The sequence below is a fragment of the Paenibacillus sp. MMS20-IR301 genome (genome assembly GCF_032302195.1).
GTDB lineage: Bacteria > Bacillota > Bacilli > Paenibacillales > Paenibacillaceae > Paenibacillus_AQ.
This window is the reverse complement of the sequence record NZ_CP135275.1, coordinates 6397420-6414702: the sequence shown is the minus strand read 5'-3', so window position 1 is coordinate 6414702 and position 17283 is coordinate 6397420. Positions and strand designations below refer to the sequence as shown.

General features: G+C 53.0%; 14 protein-coding genes and 1 pseudogene. 1 reads left to right on the top strand and 14 read right to left on the bottom strand.

Going from position 1 to position 17283, the window contains the following annotated elements; translation table 11 throughout:
* Positions 1–84: 84 nt before the first annotated feature.
* The 4 genes and pseudogenes from LOS79_RS27480 to LOS79_RS27470 form a co-directional block, all read right to left on the bottom strand.
* The gene (locus tag LOS79_RS27480) at positions 85–1881 is read right to left on the bottom strand and encodes a hypothetical protein (RefSeq protein WP_315413890.1); all 1797 of its coding nucleotides are present in this window, start codon (positions 1879–1881) and stop codon (positions 85–87) included.
* An 11-nt stretch (positions 1882–1892) separates the two neighbouring features.
* Entirely contained in the window at positions 1893–2336 is a 444-nt protein-coding gene (locus LOS79_RS27475; protein ID WP_315413888.1) for a hypothetical protein, read from the bottom strand.
* Positions 2337–2345: 9 nt separating this feature from the next.
* Positions 2346–2438, bottom strand: a pseudogene (locus tag LOS79_RS33125) (prepilin-type N-terminal cleavage/methylation domain-containing protein); the annotation flags it as partial.
* Complete coding sequence (locus LOS79_RS27470; protein ID WP_315413886.1) at positions 2422–3015, bottom strand: prepilin-type N-terminal cleavage/methylation domain-containing protein; 594 nt, start codon at positions 3013–3015, stop codon at positions 2422–2424. The gene LOS79_RS27470 and the pseudogene LOS79_RS33125, both read right to left, overlap by 17 nt.
* Before the next feature lie 232 nt (positions 3016–3247).
* On the opposite strand from LOS79_RS27470, the gene LOS79_RS27465 reads away from it, so the two are divergent.
* Positions 3248–4033, top strand: a complete 786-nt coding sequence (locus tag LOS79_RS27465; RefSeq protein ID WP_315413884.1) for an alpha/beta hydrolase — start codon at positions 3248–3250, stop codon at positions 4031–4033.
* A gap of 78 nt (positions 4034–4111) precedes the next feature.
* Here LOS79_RS27465 and LOS79_RS27460 read toward each other — a convergent pair whose 3' ends face one another.
* The 10 genes from LOS79_RS27460 to prfB all read right to left on the bottom strand — a co-directional run bounded on the left by LOS79_RS27460 (position 4112) and on the right by prfB (position 17052).
* Entirely contained in the window at positions 4112–6004 is a 1893-nt protein-coding gene (locus tag LOS79_RS27460; protein WP_315413882.1) for a helix-turn-helix domain-containing protein, read from the bottom strand.
* 143 nt (positions 6005–6147) lie between these two features.
* Positions 6148–7569, bottom strand: a complete 1422-nt coding sequence (argH, locus tag LOS79_RS27455) for an argininosuccinate lyase (protein WP_315413880.1) — start codon at positions 7567–7569, stop codon at positions 6148–6150.
* Between the two features lie 120 nt (positions 7570–7689).
* Positions 7690–8925 (bottom strand): argininosuccinate synthase, encoded by a 1236-nt coding sequence (locus tag LOS79_RS27450; RefSeq protein ID WP_315413878.1) that lies wholly within the window; start codon positions 8923–8925, stop codon positions 7690–7692.
* 359 nt (positions 8926–9284) lie between these two features.
* Positions 9285–10253 (bottom strand): ornithine carbamoyltransferase, encoded by a 969-nt coding sequence (gene argF, locus LOS79_RS27445; RefSeq protein WP_315413876.1) that lies wholly within the window; start codon positions 10251–10253, stop codon positions 9285–9287.
* A complete protein-coding gene (locus LOS79_RS27440; RefSeq protein WP_315413874.1) occupies positions 10250–11542 on the bottom strand; it encodes an aspartate aminotransferase family protein in 1293 nt (430 codons plus the stop codon). The genes argF and LOS79_RS27440 overlap by 4 nt, the downstream gene beginning before the upstream one ends.
* A 49-nt stretch (positions 11543–11591) precedes the next feature.
* On the bottom strand, positions 11592–12404 hold the full coding sequence (gene argB, locus LOS79_RS27435; protein ID WP_315413872.1) for an acetylglutamate kinase: 813 nt from the start codon (positions 12402–12404) through the stop codon (positions 11592–11594).
* 61 nt (positions 12405–12465) lie between these two features.
* Entirely contained in the window at positions 12466–13698 is a 1233-nt protein-coding gene (argJ, locus tag LOS79_RS27430) for a bifunctional ornithine acetyltransferase/N-acetylglutamate synthase (RefSeq protein ID WP_315413870.1), read from the bottom strand.
* A 21-nt stretch (positions 13699–13719) separates the two neighbouring features.
* Complete coding sequence (gene argC / locus LOS79_RS27425) at positions 13720–14775, bottom strand: N-acetyl-gamma-glutamyl-phosphate reductase (RefSeq protein ID WP_397386701.1); 1056 nt, start codon at positions 14773–14775, stop codon at positions 13720–13722.
* Between the two features lie 186 nt (positions 14776–14961).
* Complete coding sequence (locus LOS79_RS27420; protein ID WP_315413868.1) at positions 14962–15846, bottom strand: YitT family protein; 885 nt, start codon at positions 15844–15846, stop codon at positions 14962–14964.
* Between the two features lie 92 nt (positions 15847–15938).
* A protein-coding gene (gene prfB / locus LOS79_RS27415; protein ID WP_315413866.1) for a peptide chain release factor 2 occupies positions 15939–17052 on the bottom strand; the annotation gives its coding sequence in 2 pieces (ribosomal slippage) (positions 15939–16979 and positions 16981–17052; 1113 coding nt in all).
* Positions 17053–17283 lie beyond the last annotated feature (231 nt).

Below are 17283 nucleotides of genomic sequence, written 5' to 3'. Positions count from 1 at the left end.
AAATAACAAATAAGAGCGGAGGCGCCCCTAAGGGGATAGCCTCCGCTCTTATTTTGTACAAAAGTATTTTTTGGTCCTTCTTATCTATTCCAGCTGCAGCTCCTCTACGCGGATATTAACCGTCCTGACCCTGGGGAGGCCCGCCTGCTGGTCACCAAATACATTGTTATTGTAGACGGCTTTGAAGCGGATCAGCGATTCATCTTCAGCTATTATAATATCCGAACCGCCGCGTGCAGATGTGCCCCGGACCGCGTTAATTGTCAAATCCTCTTTAGCAAAAAATCCGCCGCTAAGTGAGAATATGGAGCCTACCCCGTATAGATCAGCTTTAGAATCTGTATAGAAGAAGGCGTTCAGCGGAGTAGCCGCTTCATCGAAAGCAGCTAACCGGTTAAACAGAATTGCCCCTTCAGAGATTAGAACAAGCTCCTTGTTGTTTAAGCCATTAATCGTGGCATCTTCTACTACTGTGTTGAACTCTCCCCCGGCTGCAGCCTTCAGAACATATATAGTAGAGTCAAACTGCACTTTACCTCTGATCTCTACCTTACCGGTTACCAGTATATTGGCCCGCACATCGATAGGTGTGTCCGCTCCATAATTATCGATAAGCAGATTTCCGTCTACAACGTACCAGTAAGGTACTCCTGATGCGCTTACTTTACTCGTGTAATTAATTCCGGTTAATTCCGTTCCGTCAATTACCAAATCACCTTTGTAAACCAAGGATCGTGTGGGATGGGTCAACAGCGCAACTGTATCATCATATGCTTGTTGGCGCTCCTTCCCCTCATCCGATGTATCCGCAGGATCCGGTTTCTCCCCCAGCACATCCGGATGATCAAAGTTACTGTTTCCGGCAAGATAACCAGCCAACGCTCCGCTGTGTATCCTGTCCAGAATAGTTTGCCTGTTATTATGGCTCTCTGTAGCTTCTTCTACTTTATCAACGAAAGAAGACTCCACGTTTACCTCAACAAAGCTCCGGTGGTTTTTAATTTTCACACTCGATGCCGGAATAATCTTCATATCTGTTACTTGTGTTCCGGTTACCGGATCGCTGCCGCCTACCTTATAGGATAGCTTGTTCAACGATTGCACATGTGCTTCACCTTCAAGTTGAAACGGCTTGGATACATATGAATGATTGCCATTGTACAGGTAGTGGGCAGTATCACTGATCTTCAGCTCATTACCGGCATAAATATTCCCCTCAATATAGGGTGAACCATTAATGATCAGATTGTGCTCTGAGCCCAGTACATACTTCAGGAAATCAGGATACGTATCAATTACCACATTCTGCTTCAGTTTGCGTACTACCCCATTGACCTCTGCCTGAGCCGTAAGAGTCAAGGTATAGCTAACGTACTGATCCGTATCTTCCGTATCATCGGGCACATTATCATTAAAAATAACATCAATAATTGTACCAACTGCTTTCTCCCCGCCAGCCTGCGACAGCTCAGTACTGGCTAAGAGTCCCTTCTGCACGTCACCCGATGGTTCATCCTCAATTCCGTCTTTGAGCTCTGACAGGAATTTTTTAATTTCACTTTTCAGCTCTTCCTGGCTCCATTCGGTATTGCCGTTTTCCACCGCCTTATTCAGACTGGCTGTAATATACGCTACAGCCTCATTCAGCGTCTTCTCCGCCAAATGCAGACTCTGCACATCATTCTTGCGCGTCTCTGTACGCTGGGCTCCGCCTACTGCTGCAGTGAGTACGCTTAATCCAAGTATGGTAAGGAGCAGCACAATGAACATCACCAGCACCAGGGCAGAACCACGCTCCTCCCGGAGACGCCCGGCGCCTTCCTTCAGTTTCTTAACTCCTAAATGGCGCAGTGACGTTCCAGCACCTGGTATCGGCAGCATCCTAGCTCCTCCTAAAAACCGAATTTACTCTTCATTTCCATGGTATAATCTCTGCCGTCATATATTTGCGTCAACTTGAGGGTGATCTCAATCAGCCCACTATCACACGGCGAGGCCTCCGTGCAAGATCTGCCGTCTGGTGTCGCTGATGAAATTACTGATCCAGTCAGATCTGACTTCACTGCAGTCCGGGAATTCTCCGTAGGCTCATCCGTTTCGGACCCAATCACAAGCTTACCCTCTGTAAAAGCAATCTTGACCACTTCATAGTCGGGATCTGTCTTTCTATTCTTTTTCAGAAGAATGCCATCCTTGCTGCTGGTTTCCTCTACCCCTTCCGGAGCAAAAGTATATAATTCATTGATGATAGACGACATGATGATATCCGCTTCATCCCTGAGCGAGTTCTCGATTGTAATTTTGTGATAGCTGCGGAACCCGAACATAGTAACCATAGAAAGGATCCCCAGAATCATTGAAAATAAAGTTATAGCCGCAATAAGCTCTATAAGTGTGAACCCCTGCTGTGCCCTGAGACGGTTAACGTATTTTCTCATCAGTTATATAGCCCTCCACCACCGTACTCACTGAATGCCCGTTAGGACCACCTTCGCCAGTGACCTCCACTTGAATAGGAATCAGGTAAGGGGCCATATCCTGTTTGCGAGGATCGACTTTTCCCTCCTCACCCTCCTTCATATCCTGATAAAGATCTACCTGGAAAACTATCGTTACCTTATAGGGTATATTATTGATTATCGGATTGAGCACATCAGGCAGCGCCCCTGCATTAATCATAATTCCATAGGCAGTACAGTTAGTTGTACTAGTACAATTGTCTGCATTAATTTCAGGATGATCTTCCGGATCGCGACTGTCATTGCTTACCTCGAAGAAATCACCCATTGCCCCAAAGTCCTGCTTCTCCATATAAAACAGCGCATTCCGCGCCAGATTGACCATAATTGTCTTATTCTGATTGGATTTGGAATAGGACAGCGCATTGGTGAAATAAGAAGTCAACACCAGCGAAACGATCGACAGAATAACGATGGCGGCCAGCACCTCAATCAGGGTAAACCCCGCTTCCTTATCCCGTTCCCGCTTGCGGTTCCATAGGTCTCTCAAAGACATCCCGTTCGCTCCCTACACTCTAGTAAATTCTATAATCTCAGTCTTCCGTCCTGTATGAATGATTCGTTCCTCTGAACCTTTCTGCCTACTTCCATTATATTCTCTCGACTCCGGCACCAGCAATGCTTACCGCTATAAAAAACAGAAAATCTTATCCTATACATCCATAGCAGTCTAGTATTTATATCGGTTATGGGCTGTGCTATGATTTGGCTGAAAGGGGATATGCGAAATGGCTTTAATCGAATGCAAGTTTTATTCGGATGTGCTGGGTCTAAGCACTTCGATGACTGTAATTCTGCCGCAGCAGACCACTACACAGATTGGCATGAGCAATGTCTCTAAGGGGAAGCTTCACCCTACACTGTACTTGCTGCACGGCTTGTCCGATGATGATTCGATCTGGCTCCGCCGGACCTCGATTGAGCGTTATGTGGCTGAGCTGGGCATCGCTGTTGTTATGCCGCAGGTACACCGCAGCTTTTACACAGATATGGCGGAGGGCGGACGGTACTGGACCTATATCAGTGAGGAGCTGCCGCAACTAGCCCGTTCCTTCTTCCCGCTGTCGGCGAAGCGTGAGGATAACTTCGTGGCTGGACTGTCGATGGGCGGTTACGGGGCAATGAAGCTGGGGTTGCGGAAGCCGGAGACCTTTGCTGCTGCTGCCAGCCTGTCAGGGGCGCTGGATATGGCGCATCACTTCATGAATCCGGAGGACCCGGCGCAGAAGGGCAAGGAATATGTGCAGATTTTCGGAGAGAAGGATATTGCCGGTACTCCGGATGATTTACTGTGGCTGCTGGAGAAAGCAGACAAAACCAAAGGACCGAAGCCGCTCCTCTATCAATGCTGCGGTACGGAGGATTTCCTCTATGAGGATAATCAGACCTTCCGTGAGGCCTGCGGCAAGACTAAGCTATCGCTGACGTACGAGGAAGGACCCGGGGAGCATGAATGGGGCTATTGGGATCATAAAATCCAGGATGTCCTGAAGTGGCTGCCGCTGGGTAAGTAGGAGTTTAACAAAAACAAGGACCTGGATAAATACTCCAGCGTCCTTGTTAGTCTGCAGCGGCAAGCTGCATGCATTCTTTTATATGCTGCTCCCGGTTAACAGGTTAACGATGATGTCCAACTGCTGCTCGACTGAAATCGGATCACTGAACAGAAATTGATTGAAATCAATATTATAGATTTTCCCTGCCTTCCCTGCAGGAGAGTTCTGAATCAGCTTGTCCACCTTTTTCAGTTCTGCCTCTGCTCCTTCATTTACAGCCAGAAATAACCGGTCGCCGATGAATTCGGGGATAACCTCGTTAGAGATTTCCCATGTCTCACCGTTAATGACCTCATCCTTTACTTTATCGGTTGGCTTGAGGCCTAAGTATTTATAAATAATATTCCCGCCCATATTGGTGTCTCCGTAGATGTATATGGCCTCAGAACGGACATTGAGGATCGAGAAGGTCTCATCCGCTCCGACAAGCGGGCTGATTTTCTCTTTGTACTCTGCTAGTTTGGCGGTAAAAGCCTCCGTCCACTGCTTCGCTTCCTCCTGCTTGCCCAGAATATCACCGAACATTCCGACATCCTTGAACGGGTCATTGTACTGCTCCACAACAATCGTCGGTGCGATCTGGCTCAGTGCCTCGTATCCGCCTTCAACAACCTCGGCAAACGGCGCCGTTGTAACAATCAGGTCCGGCTCAAGTGACAGAATCTTCTCAGCATCCGGGGTAGCCCCTACATCTTCAATACCGGATACATCGCTTAATAACGGATTATTCAAAATATAGTTAGTTGCCCCGACCGGCTTCACCCCAAGCGCCATCAACTCGCCCAGATGAAAGAGACTGACTACACGCTGAGGCTTCACGGGAATCTCCGTTTCACCCTTCAGATGCTTATATGTACGCATCTCTACAGCTGCACTATCCGCAGCGGCATTGGTGGAAGCCGGCTGGGAGGCAGCTCCTGTATTACTTCCTGCCTGGCATGCACTCAGAAATAAGGTTGTGCATAACAGCAGCGTGGCAGCGAATGCCGGTCTTGAAAATCTGAACATCGTTGTGTCCCCTTCCTTCATCCATTGATAATCATTCTCATTATTATTATGGGAAAAGGTCGGATCTGTTACAATAGACGATTTCAGCAGACGTGATGGACTATTCTGCACTCCCTGCCGGTGGCTCTCCCGGAATTGCAGCGGGGAGCAGCCGGTATGCTTTTTGAACAGGCGGCTGAAATAATAGACATCACCATAACCAACACTGCCGGCTATTTCCTGGATACGGGCCTTTGATTTCAGCAGCAGCTGCTTGGCCTTGCGGATCCGCACATGAATAAGGTAATCAATCGGGCCGAAGCCGAGCTGGTTTTTGAACAGGCGGAATAAATGGCTCGTGCTGCAATTGTACATTCCGGCGAGCGCCTCGGCTGTTAGCGGCTCTCTGTAATGCTCATGAATATAATGAATAGCTTCAGTAACTATGTTCGGTCTGCTGATCTCTGGCGCTGATGTGCGGATCTGCCGCATCACCTCGTACACAAACGGAAGAAATAGCGACTGTGCCTGCAGCTTGTCAATCGGGGCTGCCTGCTGCCACAGGCGGTTCATCGTTTGACACTTCTCCTCCAAGGGCAACAGTGTGTAGGGAGTAAATGCGTACGACTGCTCCAAGCTCTCCCGTTCCTCCGGCGATTCGCAGTACGCTTGATATAGGATCAAATAGCAGGTGAAATCGCTCCCCCGCGGTGTGATTTGCAGTTCCGTTTCCTTGCCGCCATGCAGAATATGAACGGAACGGGCGTCATAGACCTTTCCCGACAGGCTCACTTGGGCCACTCCATGAACAGTCACCAGAAAAAAACTGGAGGCTGTCACGCAGCTTGCCGGAACAGTTCCATTCTGCGCATTATACTGCTGAATATTCAGCAGTCTGGCAGCGGCTGCACTCCAGCGTTCAATGTGGACTTCCCAATCCATCCGTTCACCCCTATCCTCAGAATGCTGCACTAACCAATTCGTACATTTGAAAAAAAGACTGCCCTTCCACAGTATACACTGCAAAATGACAGTCTTTGGTTCTTGCTACTTTACGCTCTGCACCCTGGTCAAGCGTGCCGCGTTTATTGTGCAGCATCCTCATGTCCATGCTGCCTAACCCACTCACCTGCCGCCAGCAGAGCCGCCTCAGCCCGTTCGATGGCTGCCTGCACCTGAACTGTAGCGGTGCCGCCGTAGACGTTACGGGCATTCACAACCGCCTCAGGCTGCAGCACCGCGTAGATCGCTTCGTCGAACAGCGGTGAGAACTGCTTGAACTCTTCCAGGGTCAGATCCAACAGGAATTTGCCTTCCTGGATGCAGTACAATACGGTCTTGCCGATGACTTCATGCGCCTGACGGAACGGCAGCCCCTTGCCTACCAGGAAGTCGGCAATATCCGTTGCATTGGAGAAGTCGGTATTCACCGCTTCACGCATCCGGCCTTTGTTCACCTTCATCGTGGAGATCATCGGCGCGAACAGCTGCAGCGCTCCAGTCAGGGTAGCGACTGTATCGAACATGCCTTCCTTGTCTTCCTGCATATCCTTATTGTAGGCCAGCGGCAGCGACTTAAGTACTGTCAGCAGTCCAATCAGGTTGCCGTAGACACGGCCTGTCTTCCCGCGCACCAGTTCCGGCACGTCCGGGTTCTTCTTCTGCGGCATGATGCTGCTGCCGGTACAGAAGGCATCATCCAGCTCCACGAAGCTGAATTCGGTGCTGCTCCACAGCACCAGCTCTTCGCTGAGCCGGGACAGGTGGGTCATAACGAGCGCGGCGTTCGCCAGAAACTCCACAATGAAGTCACGGTCGCTGACTGCGTCCAGGCTGTTCTCGTAGACGCTGTCAAAGCCAAGCTGCTCCGCCACGAAATGACGGTCAATCGGGAATGTCGTTCCCGCGAGCGCTCCTGCACCCAGCGGCAGCACATTAATCCGCTTGTAGCTGTCCGTCAGCCGCTCCGCATCGCGGCGGAACATCGACACATAAGCGAGCAGATGATGGGCAAACAGAATCGGCTGTGCCCGCTGCAGATGGGTATATCCTGGAACAATGGTCTCCACATTGTCCTTCGCCTGTCCGATCAGCGCATCCTGCAGCTCATGCAGCAACGCCACTAGCTCGACTACGCGGTTACGCAGATAGAGGTGCATATCCGTCGCCACCTGATCGTTGCGGCTGCGGCCGGTATGCAGCTTGCCGCCGACCGGGCCGATTTCCTCGATCAGATTCTTTTCAATATTCATATGGATATCTTCATCGGCTACCGAGAATTCAATTTCGCCCGCGCGCACCTTCTCCAGCACCTTGTTCAATCCGTTCTTAATCGTCTCTACATCCTCCTGCGGCAGAATCCCGCAGCGGCCCAGCATCGTGACATGAGCCAGACTGCCTTGTACATCCTCTTCCGCCAGTGCCTTATCGAATCCGATGGAAGCCGTATATTCCTCCACCAGCTTGTTCGTTCCTTTGGTAAAACGTCCGCCCCACAGCTTGCTCACCTGTTGTGTCCTCCTCGATTGACGTTAGAAGGGCCGCCCCTGTCCGGCTTCGGAGGAACGGCCTGCTTCTGTCCGCTTATATTGTGATTGTATGAAAAACCGCCAAACGGCTAATTGCTTCTACTTGTTGGATTCCGCTACGCCCGCCGATACCTTCAGACGCAGGGCATTCAGGCGGATGAAGCCTGTAGCATCTCCCTGATCATAGGCTTGTGTAGGATCAGCTTCCATTGTAGCGATATCCGGGTTGTACAGGCTGACCGGACTCTTCACACCGGCGCCGATAATGTTGCCTTTGTACAGCTTCACGCGTACCGTACCGGTCACATTCTGCTGGCTCTCCTTCACCAGGGCCTGCAATGCAAGCCGCTCTGGCGCGAACCAGAAGCCGTTATACACGAGTGTGCTGTAACGGGTAATCAGGCTGTCCCGCAGGTTCATCACTTCACGGTCCATGGTGATGGACTCCATTTTGCGGTGAGCGGTGAACAGGATGGTTCCGCCCGGAGTCTCGTATACGCCGCGGCTCTTCATGCCGACGAAACGGTTCTCGACCATATCCACGCGTCCGATCCCGTGCTTGCCGCCCAGCTCATTCAGCTTCTCCATGACTTGCAGCGGAGACAGCGATTCACCGTTCAGCGCTACACAGTCACCCTTAACGAAGTCCAGCTCCAGATATTCCGCTTCATCCGGGGCGTCCTCCGGAGCATTCGAGAGCAGGAACATTTCCTTATTCTCCGGTGCGCTTGGGTCGAACCAAGGATCTTCCAGCACGCCGCTCTCATAGCTGATGTGCAGCAGGTTGCGGTCCATAGAGTACGGCTTAGCCGCCGAAGCCTGTACAGGAATGCCGTTTGCTTCAGCATAAGCAATCATCTCCGCGCGTCCAGGGAACTGGTTGCGGAACTCCTCCAGACGCCATGGGGCAATCACCTTGATGCTTGGGGACAAGGCAGCGGCGTTCAGTTCAAAGCGCACCTGGTCATTCCCCTTGCCGGTTGCCCCGTGGGCAATCGCTGTAGCGCCTTCGGCGATCGCGATATCCACCATACGCTTAGCGATCAGCGGACGGGCAATGCTCGTGCCAAGCAGGTACTGGCCTTCGTAAAGGGCTCCCGCCTGGAACATCGGGTAGATGAAGTCATTCGCGAATTCGTCGCGCAGGTCATCTATGTAGACTTTGGAAGCGCCGGTAGCGAGCGCTTTTTCCTCCAGGCCGTCCAGCTCTTCTTTTTGGCCGATATCGGCTGTAAAAGCAATAATCTCCGCATCATAGGTCTCTTTCAGCCATTTCAGAATGACTGAGGTATCCAGCCCGCCGGAATAGGCGAGGACGATTTTTTCTTTTGCCATGTTGGTACTACTTCCTTTCGGTGTGGGGGTTATAAGATCAACTACAAATTTATAAACGGGTTTTGGGCGTCATTACAGAAAATATTTGGACTTTCGGCCGCTGTTGTCTGCAGATTTCTTGATTTGTACCGCTGGTTGCGGTGGAAATCCGCAGACAGCATATGCTTCCGAAGTAGCTTTCCTGCGGAAAGCTTTCAGGCGGACGCTGACGCTCCTGCAGTTCCAAAATTTCCTTCCAATCCTTCCAACCCTCTCATTTCAATCCAGTTCATCTTATATGGTGTATATAAGATAAGATCCAAACAGGTTAATCCCTGTTTTACTCTACGATTCACTGTTAAACCCATGCCGGGCGCAGGTTAGCCCATCAAAGCCGCCATAAGCGCCTTCTGCGCATGCAGGCGGTTCTCGGCCTGATCGAAGATAACCGAGTTCGGGCCGTCGATGACACCGGTGCTGACCTCTTCCTCACGGTGGGCCGGGAGGCAGTGCAGGAACAGATAGTCGCTTTTGGCAAGCGCCACGAGTTCCTCATTGACCTGATAGTCCTTGAACGCCGCTTCACGCGCCAGCTGTTCCGCCTCGAAGCCCATGCTGGCCCATACATCCGTATAAATTACATCCGCGTCCTGTACGGCTTCCTGCGGGCTGCGGGTAACGGTGATTACTGAACCCGTACCCTTGGCGATCTCGCGCGCCTCGGCCACTACAGCCGCGTCTGGCCCGTAGCCCTCCGGTCCGGCGATACTTACATGCACACCCAGCTTAGCTCCGCCGATCAGCAGGGAATGCGCCATGTTGTTGCCGTCGCCGATGTAGGCCAGCTTCAGGCCCTTCAGCTTGCCCTTGTGCTCATACACGGTCTGGTAATCCGCCAGCACCTGGCACGGATGTGCCAGATCGCTAAGGCCGTTGATTACAGGAACTGAAGCATAGCGGGCCAGTTCTTCCACTTTATCATGGCCGAAGGTACGGATCATGATTCCGTCTAAGTACCGCGACATGACCTGTGCTGTATCTCCAACGGTCTCGCCGCGGCCGAGCTGGATATCATTTTTGCTGAGGAACAGCGCATGACCGCCGAGCTGATACATGCCGACTTCGAAGGATACCCGTGTGCGCGTCGACGATTTCTCAAAAATAAGACCGATTGTCTTCCCCAGCAGCGGCTGGTAGACTTCACCGTTCTTCTGCTTGCGCTTCAGCTCAATCGCAAGTTCGATAAGATACGTAATTTCCTCCGGGCTGTAATCGTTCAGCTCCAGCAAATCACGGCCTTTGAGCTGGGCTGCGATTGCCTCTGCACTGCCCTTGGTAACCTGACTCATGAATTGGCCTCCCCGTTTCCTTTGTTAGCATAAGTATGGATTAGATCCGAAAGGATGTCCACCGCCTGATGAATCTCCTCTTTGGTTACATATAGATTAGGCAGCAGCCGGATGACATTCGGTCCGGCCTGAACGAACAGCAGGCCGCGCTTCTGTCCGGCCAGCACGATCTCCCCTACCGGCTCTGTACATTCGATCCCGATCAAGAGGCCTTTGCCACGGATTTCCTTCACAAACGAAGTATCCGCCAGCTTCTCTCTCAGCAGCCCGCTTAAGTAATCGCCCATGTCAGCAGCCCGCTGCGGCAGCTCATCCTCCAGCATCGTCTCAATCGTCGCTTCCATGACGGCTGCCGCAAGCGGCGTGCCGCCGAAGGTGCTCGCATGGCTCCCCGGGCTGAATGCCTCGCGCAGGTATCCCTTGCCCAGCATCACGCCGGCCGGGAAGCCGCTGGCCACGCCTTTGGCCAAGGTGAAGATATCCGGCTCAATGCCGTAATGCTGATGCGCGAACAGCTTGCCTGTCCGGCCCATGCCGGTCTGCACCTCGTCCACGATCAGCAGCAGACCATGCTGCTTGCACAGGGCAACAACAGCATCCAGGAAGTCCTGCTGTACCTCAAGCACGCCGCCTTCAGCCAGCACCATCTCCAGCATGATCGCCGCTGTATGCTCAGTGATGGCCGACTCCAGCGCCGGCAGATCATGCAGCGGCACGGTCTTGAAGCCTGCCGGCAGCGGCAGGAAGCCTTCCTTGACCTTCGCCTGGCCCGTTGCGGTCAGTGTAGCCAGTGTGCGGCCGTGGAAGGACTGCTCGAAGGTAATCACCTCATAGCGGTCATCACCCTTCACCTTCTGGTGATACCGGCGGGCCAGCTTGATTGCCGCCTCATTCGCCTCGGCTCCGCTGTTGCAGAAGAACACCTGATCCGCACAGCTGTTGCCGGTGAGCAGCGCAGCTACCCGGTCCTGTCCCGGAATATGGAACAGGTTCGAGACATGCCATAGCGTATCAATCTGCGCCTTCAGCTTCTCGCCCACCTTCTCCGGAGCGTGGCCCAGGCTCGTTACAGCCAATCCGCACATGAAATCGAGATACTTGTTGCCCTGATCATCCCACACCCAGCTGCCCTTGCCCTTAACCAGACTAAGATCATATCTGGCGTAGGACGGGAATACCGCACTCAGCTTGGCAGGAGCAGAAGCGGCTCCCTGTTCCTTCGTTTCCGCTGAACGTTCCTGCGTTGCCCCTGTCAAAGAATCTTTTTCCGTTTGCGTAAGCTCACTCATTCTTAGTCACTCTCCCACCATGCTGCTGCGGTTATCCGTCAGCGCTCTTTTATCTTACAATCCGCGTTCCCAGCTCTTCGCCCTGCAGCACCCGGCTGAGTACCCGCGGCTCCTTGCCGTCAACAATCACAACCTCCGACACCTTGCCCTGAATACAATCCATCGCAGCGCGTACTTTGGGAATCATCCCGCCGTAGATTTCACCATCCGCGATCAGTTCCTCGATCTGTGCCACCGTTACGGAAGGAAGCACGATCTTCTTCCCGTCCAGCTCACGCATAATTCCCGGTACATCGGTAACTACGATCATACTGGGCGATTCTACAAAGGAAGCAACCGCACCAGCCGCTGTATCCGCATTAATATTGTAACGCTGGCCTCCGCCATCCACACCGATAGGGGCGATTACCGGGATATAGCCGAGCGCGATAATTCCTTTTACAATCTCCGCATTCACCTCGGTTACTTCACCAACCATTCCCAGTTCAGCACTGTTCGCTACCGGACGCGCCATAATCAGGTTACCGTCAACGCCGGATAATCCGAGCGCCTGTCCGCCGGCGGCTTGAATTCTGCGGACTATGGCCTTGTTAATGCTCCCCGAGAGCGTCATCTCCACCACATCAAGCACTTCTTCCGTCGTCACCCTGAGGCCGTTCACGAAGCTGCTCTCAATTCCCAGCTTCTCCAGGTTGCCGGAGATTGCCGGGCCGCCGCCATGTACAATGACAGGCTGTACTCCGCCGGCTTGCAGCTCCCGCAGATCCTCAAAGAACGAATCCGGCAGCGCAGCCAGCGTACTCCCGCCGCATTTCATTACGAACAGCCCGCCGGCCTGCAGCTCTAAATCTTCAAACGTCATCTTAGCCTATGCCCCCTTAAGCTTATGCCCTGCCGCCACTCAGCACCTGATAAGTACCTGGTTAGGTACGGTAAGCAGCATTAATACGCACATAATCGTAGGTAAGGTCACAGCCCCAGGCTGTTGCCCTTCCGCTTCCGTCAGCCAAGACTACGGTGATCAGCACGGTATCACTCTTTTGCAGATAATGAAGGGCTTTCTCCTCATCAAAAGCGACCGGACGCGAGGAACGCAGCACCTCGATCTCTCCCAGCTTAATATCCACCTGCTCCGGTGATACCGGTACACCCGCGCGCCCGACCGCAGCGATAATCCGCCCCCAGTTGGCATCCGCACCGAAGATTGCCGATTTCACCAGGCTTGAGCCGACTACAGTCTTGGCAATCGCAGCAGCAGCTTCATTATGCACCGCACCGCTCACCTGCACCTCAATCAGCTTCGTCGCCCCTTCACCGTCACGGGCAATCGCCATCGCCAGACTCCGGCACACATGGGTGAATCCGGCGGCAAAAGCTTCCCAGTCCGCATGCTCCCGCGTCAGCTTCTCATTCCCCGCCAGACCGCTCGCCATCGTAACCAGCATATCATTCGTGCTAGTATCTCCATCCACCGTAATCATATTAAAAGTAGAATTGGTCGCACTGCGCAGCAGACTGAGCAGATCCTCTGCATCAATCGCAGCGTCTGTAGTCATGAAGCCCAGCATCGTCGCCATATTCGGGTGAATCATTCCTGAGCCCTTGGCCGCTCCGGCAATCGTTATCTCTGTACCGCCGACCGTCAGCTTGACGCAGCATTCTTTTTTGACCAGATCGGTTGTCAGAATAGCCTGGCTGAACTCCTCTGCCCCGGCAGCACCGCCATCCAGCTTAGCAGGCAGTCCGGCAATCCCGCTGCGTACACAGTCCATCTTCAGCGTCTCACCGATTACGCCCGTAGATGCCACCGCAACGTTCTCTTCGCTTACGCCCAAATGACGGGCAGCCGCACTGCGCATCTCATACGCATCCGCCTCGCCCTGAGCCCCTGTGCAGGCATTCGCATTACCGCTGTTGACGATAATTGCCTGCAGTGTCCCGTCCGCCAGACTCTCCCGCGTCACCTTCAGCGGAGCCGCCTGAAACACATTCGTGGTAAACACCGCTGCAGCTGTAGCAGGAACCTCACAAAGAATAGCGCCGAGGTCGTTGCGTTCGGTTTTTTTGAGACCACAGTGCAGACCTCCTGATGTGAAGCCCTTGGGTGTAGTAATGCCTCCGCCGTTCACGACGGTATATAGTTGATTCTCGCTCATGTGTAGTTTGACCGCTGTCCCTTATGGATACACTGGCGTGTAACCAAGTCCGCGGGTTTCCTCCCATCCCATCATCAAATTCAGGTTCTGAATCGCCTGCCCTGCTGCGCCCTTAACGATATTATCGATGACCGATACAATGGTGACCCGTCCGGTACGCGGATCTGTAGCGAAGCCGATATCACAATAGTTCGACCCGCTGACTTCCTTCGTCGCCGGAATAACTCCCGCCTCCCGCACACGCACATACGGCCGGCCTGCATAATACTTACGGTATAGTTCCACCAGTTCCTGCTCGCTATGTTCACCGTTCAGCCCCGCATACATCGTACTCATAATCCCCCGGGTCATCGGCACCAGATGCGTGGTGAACGTTACCGTTACTTTCTCGCCTGCGATATCTGTGAGCACCTGCTCGATCTCCGGGATATGCTGGTGTTTGTTGATTTTGTAGGCCTTGAAGTTCTCGTTAATCTCGGCAAAATGAACCATCAGGCTCGTTCCCCGCCCGGCCCCGGACACTCCGGATTTCGCATCAATGATGATGCTGTCCGGTTTGATCCAGCCGGCTTCAAGCGCCGGAACCAGCCCGAGCAGCGTAGCGGTTGGATAACAGCCGGGATTCGAGATGAAGTCTACCCCAGCCGCACGGCCGCCATATACCTCGCACAACCCGTATACTGCCTGCTGCAGGTAAGCTTCCGGTGGAGCCGGATGCTTATACCACTGCTCATACTCCGCACCATCCTTCAGCCGGAAATCCCCGGAGAGATCAACCACCTTAAGGCCAGCCTCAAGCAGACCTGGAACCAGCTTTGCACTGACGCCCGAAGGGGTAGCTGTGAAGACAACATCCGCCCTGGCGGCCATCTCCGCTGCATCCACACCATCCAGATTACGCTGTACAATCCCCGTCAGATGCGGGAACCCTTCTTCAATCGGCGCACCTGCGCTGGAAGAGGAAATCACTGAAGTAATCTCTATATCAGGGTGGCTCTGCAGCAGCCTGATCAGCTCCACGCCCCCATATCCCGTTGATCCGACAATTGCCGCCCTCAGCTTGCCTGTCACTGTCATCCCCGCTTCCTGATTCTCATTTCTATCATTATGCCCTGTGAATAACCGTCCTGCAAATATGTATTATTATACGACCGAATTAATATAAATACAACACGTAACGTTAACTTTATTCAGCCCTTCTAGTTATCCCCTTCAACTCTTCCTTATATAAAAAGAAAAGCGCAGAGCTTCCCATGCGGGAGCCTACGCTTCTCTTTTGAATCCTTCGCCCAGTACTTCATGGGCTTCTGTAATAATCACAAATGCACCCGGATCCACCGAGCGGACGATCGCCTTCAGCCTCGTAATTTCGTTCTGGCCTACTACAGCCATCAGTACGGTCCGGTTATCCCCGGTATACCCGCCTTGCGCATTCAGCTTGGTGAGCCCGCGGTCCAGATCATTCAGAATCGCCTGCGAAATATCCTCGGTCTGATCGGAAATAATATACGCTACCTTCGTCGTGCTGAAGCCCACCTCCAGCGCATTGATCACTTTCCCCGTCACGAACAGTCCGATCAGTGCATACATGGCTTGTTCCATGCCCAGCACAAAAGCAGCCAGCGTAATCACCGTACCATCCAGCAGCACGACGGACAGCGAGAAGCTGAAGCCGGTAAGCTTTTGAATAATCTGCGCCAGAATGGTCAGTCCACCCGTTGAGCCGCGCCCCCGGAACACCAGTCCGAGTCCCAGCCCCACACCAATTCCTCCATATATAGAAGCAAGCAGCGGATTATGTGTCGGCACCGGCCCGTCCTTGGTCAGGAAGATGAACAGCGGCAGCACAAAGCTCCCCAGCAGGGAACGGATGCCGTAATGCTTGCCGAGGAAGATGATCCCGAGGATGAAGAGCGGAATATTAAGCGCCCACTGGGTAAAAGCCGGCTCTGCCCCAAACCAGGCCTCAGCGAGCACGGATAACCCCGATACCCCGCCGGAAGCAATCTGATTCGGCAGAAAGAACAGGTTAAACGCCAGTCCTGTAATCAGCGAGCCAATCAGAATGAGCGCGATATCCACGGTATGACGCAGCGGCCCGTTCAGCGGAATGAGCGGCGGTTTGTTGCGTGAATTGATTTTTTGCATGTATAGCCTGCTCCTTAGATGTTTACTTGCCTGTCCTGTTATTCCGAAAAAAATCCCTACACCTCCGGAGACGCATAGGAATATTGTTCAATTTATTCAGCTTCCGTCTTGATCTGACTCCGCAAATAACCGTCAATGAAGCCGTCCAGATCGCCGTCCATCACGGCTCCGGTGTTGCCCGTCTCTACAGAAGTGCGGTGATCCTTCACCATGCTGTACGGATGGAACACATAAGAACGGATCTGGCTGCCCCAGGCAATATCCGACTGTTCCCCGCGGATCTCATCGAGCTGTGCCTGCTGCTCTTGAATCTTGCGTTCGTAGAGCTTGGAGCGCAGCATCTTCATCGCCTGCTCCCGGTTCTTGATCTGTGAACGCTCATTCTGACAGGTGACCACAACGCCGGTAGGCATATGGGTGATACGGACTGCAGAGTCCGTGGTATTGATGTGCTGACCGCCCGCGCCGCTGGCCCGGTACGTATCAATCTTCAGATCCTCTGTACGGATCTCCACCTCTACATCATCGGCAATCTCCGGCATCACATCACAGGACACGAAGGAGGTATGCCGTCTGCCCGAGGAATCAAATGGCGATATCCGCACCAGCCGGTGCACGCCCTTCTCCGCTTTCAGGTACCCATATGCATTATGGCCCTTGATCAGCAGCGTTACACTCTTAATCCCCGCTTCATCCCCCGGCAGATAATCGAGCACTTCTACTTTGAAGCCCCGCTTCTCGGCCCAGCGTGTATACATCCGCAGCAGCATCTGGCCCCAGTCCTGGGATTCCGTGCCGCCCGCACCCGGATGCAGCTCCAGGATTGCATTCAATTTATCATAAGGCTGATTAAGCAGCAGCTGCAGCTCGAACTCATCCACTCTAGCGACCACGCTGCGGATCGTTCCAGCCACCTCTGCCGCCAGCTCCGCATCGCCTTCCTCATCAGCCAGCTCTGTCATCATCGCCGCATCATCATAGTCCTGCTGCAGCTTCTCATACTGGTCAACCACCGATTTCACGGCATTCATCTCACCAATTACACCTTGAGCCTTCTCCGGATCATCCCAGAACCCGGGAGCAGCCATCTTCTCCTCGAAGTTCGCGATCATCTCCAGCTTCAGGTCTAAGTCAAAGAGACCCCCTAAGGTTGGTTAGTTTCTTGCCGATTTCACGCAGGTCCTGCTTTACACTTGGATCTATCATTTGGAATCACATCACCTTTCATAATAAAAAATTGCGGCGGCCGCTGGGTTTGGGCTTTGGAATATGGTGATCCGGATCGCTGCACTCCGCCGGATTGTCCGCTATATTGCTATATTCCGGTGCTAGCCGTAACTGCGGGGAATGTTTGGACTTCCGGGCACAAAGGCGGATGCTACCGCTCCTACAGTTCCAAACTTCCCCTCCGTCACTCTCTCACCTTCATTTAGAAAT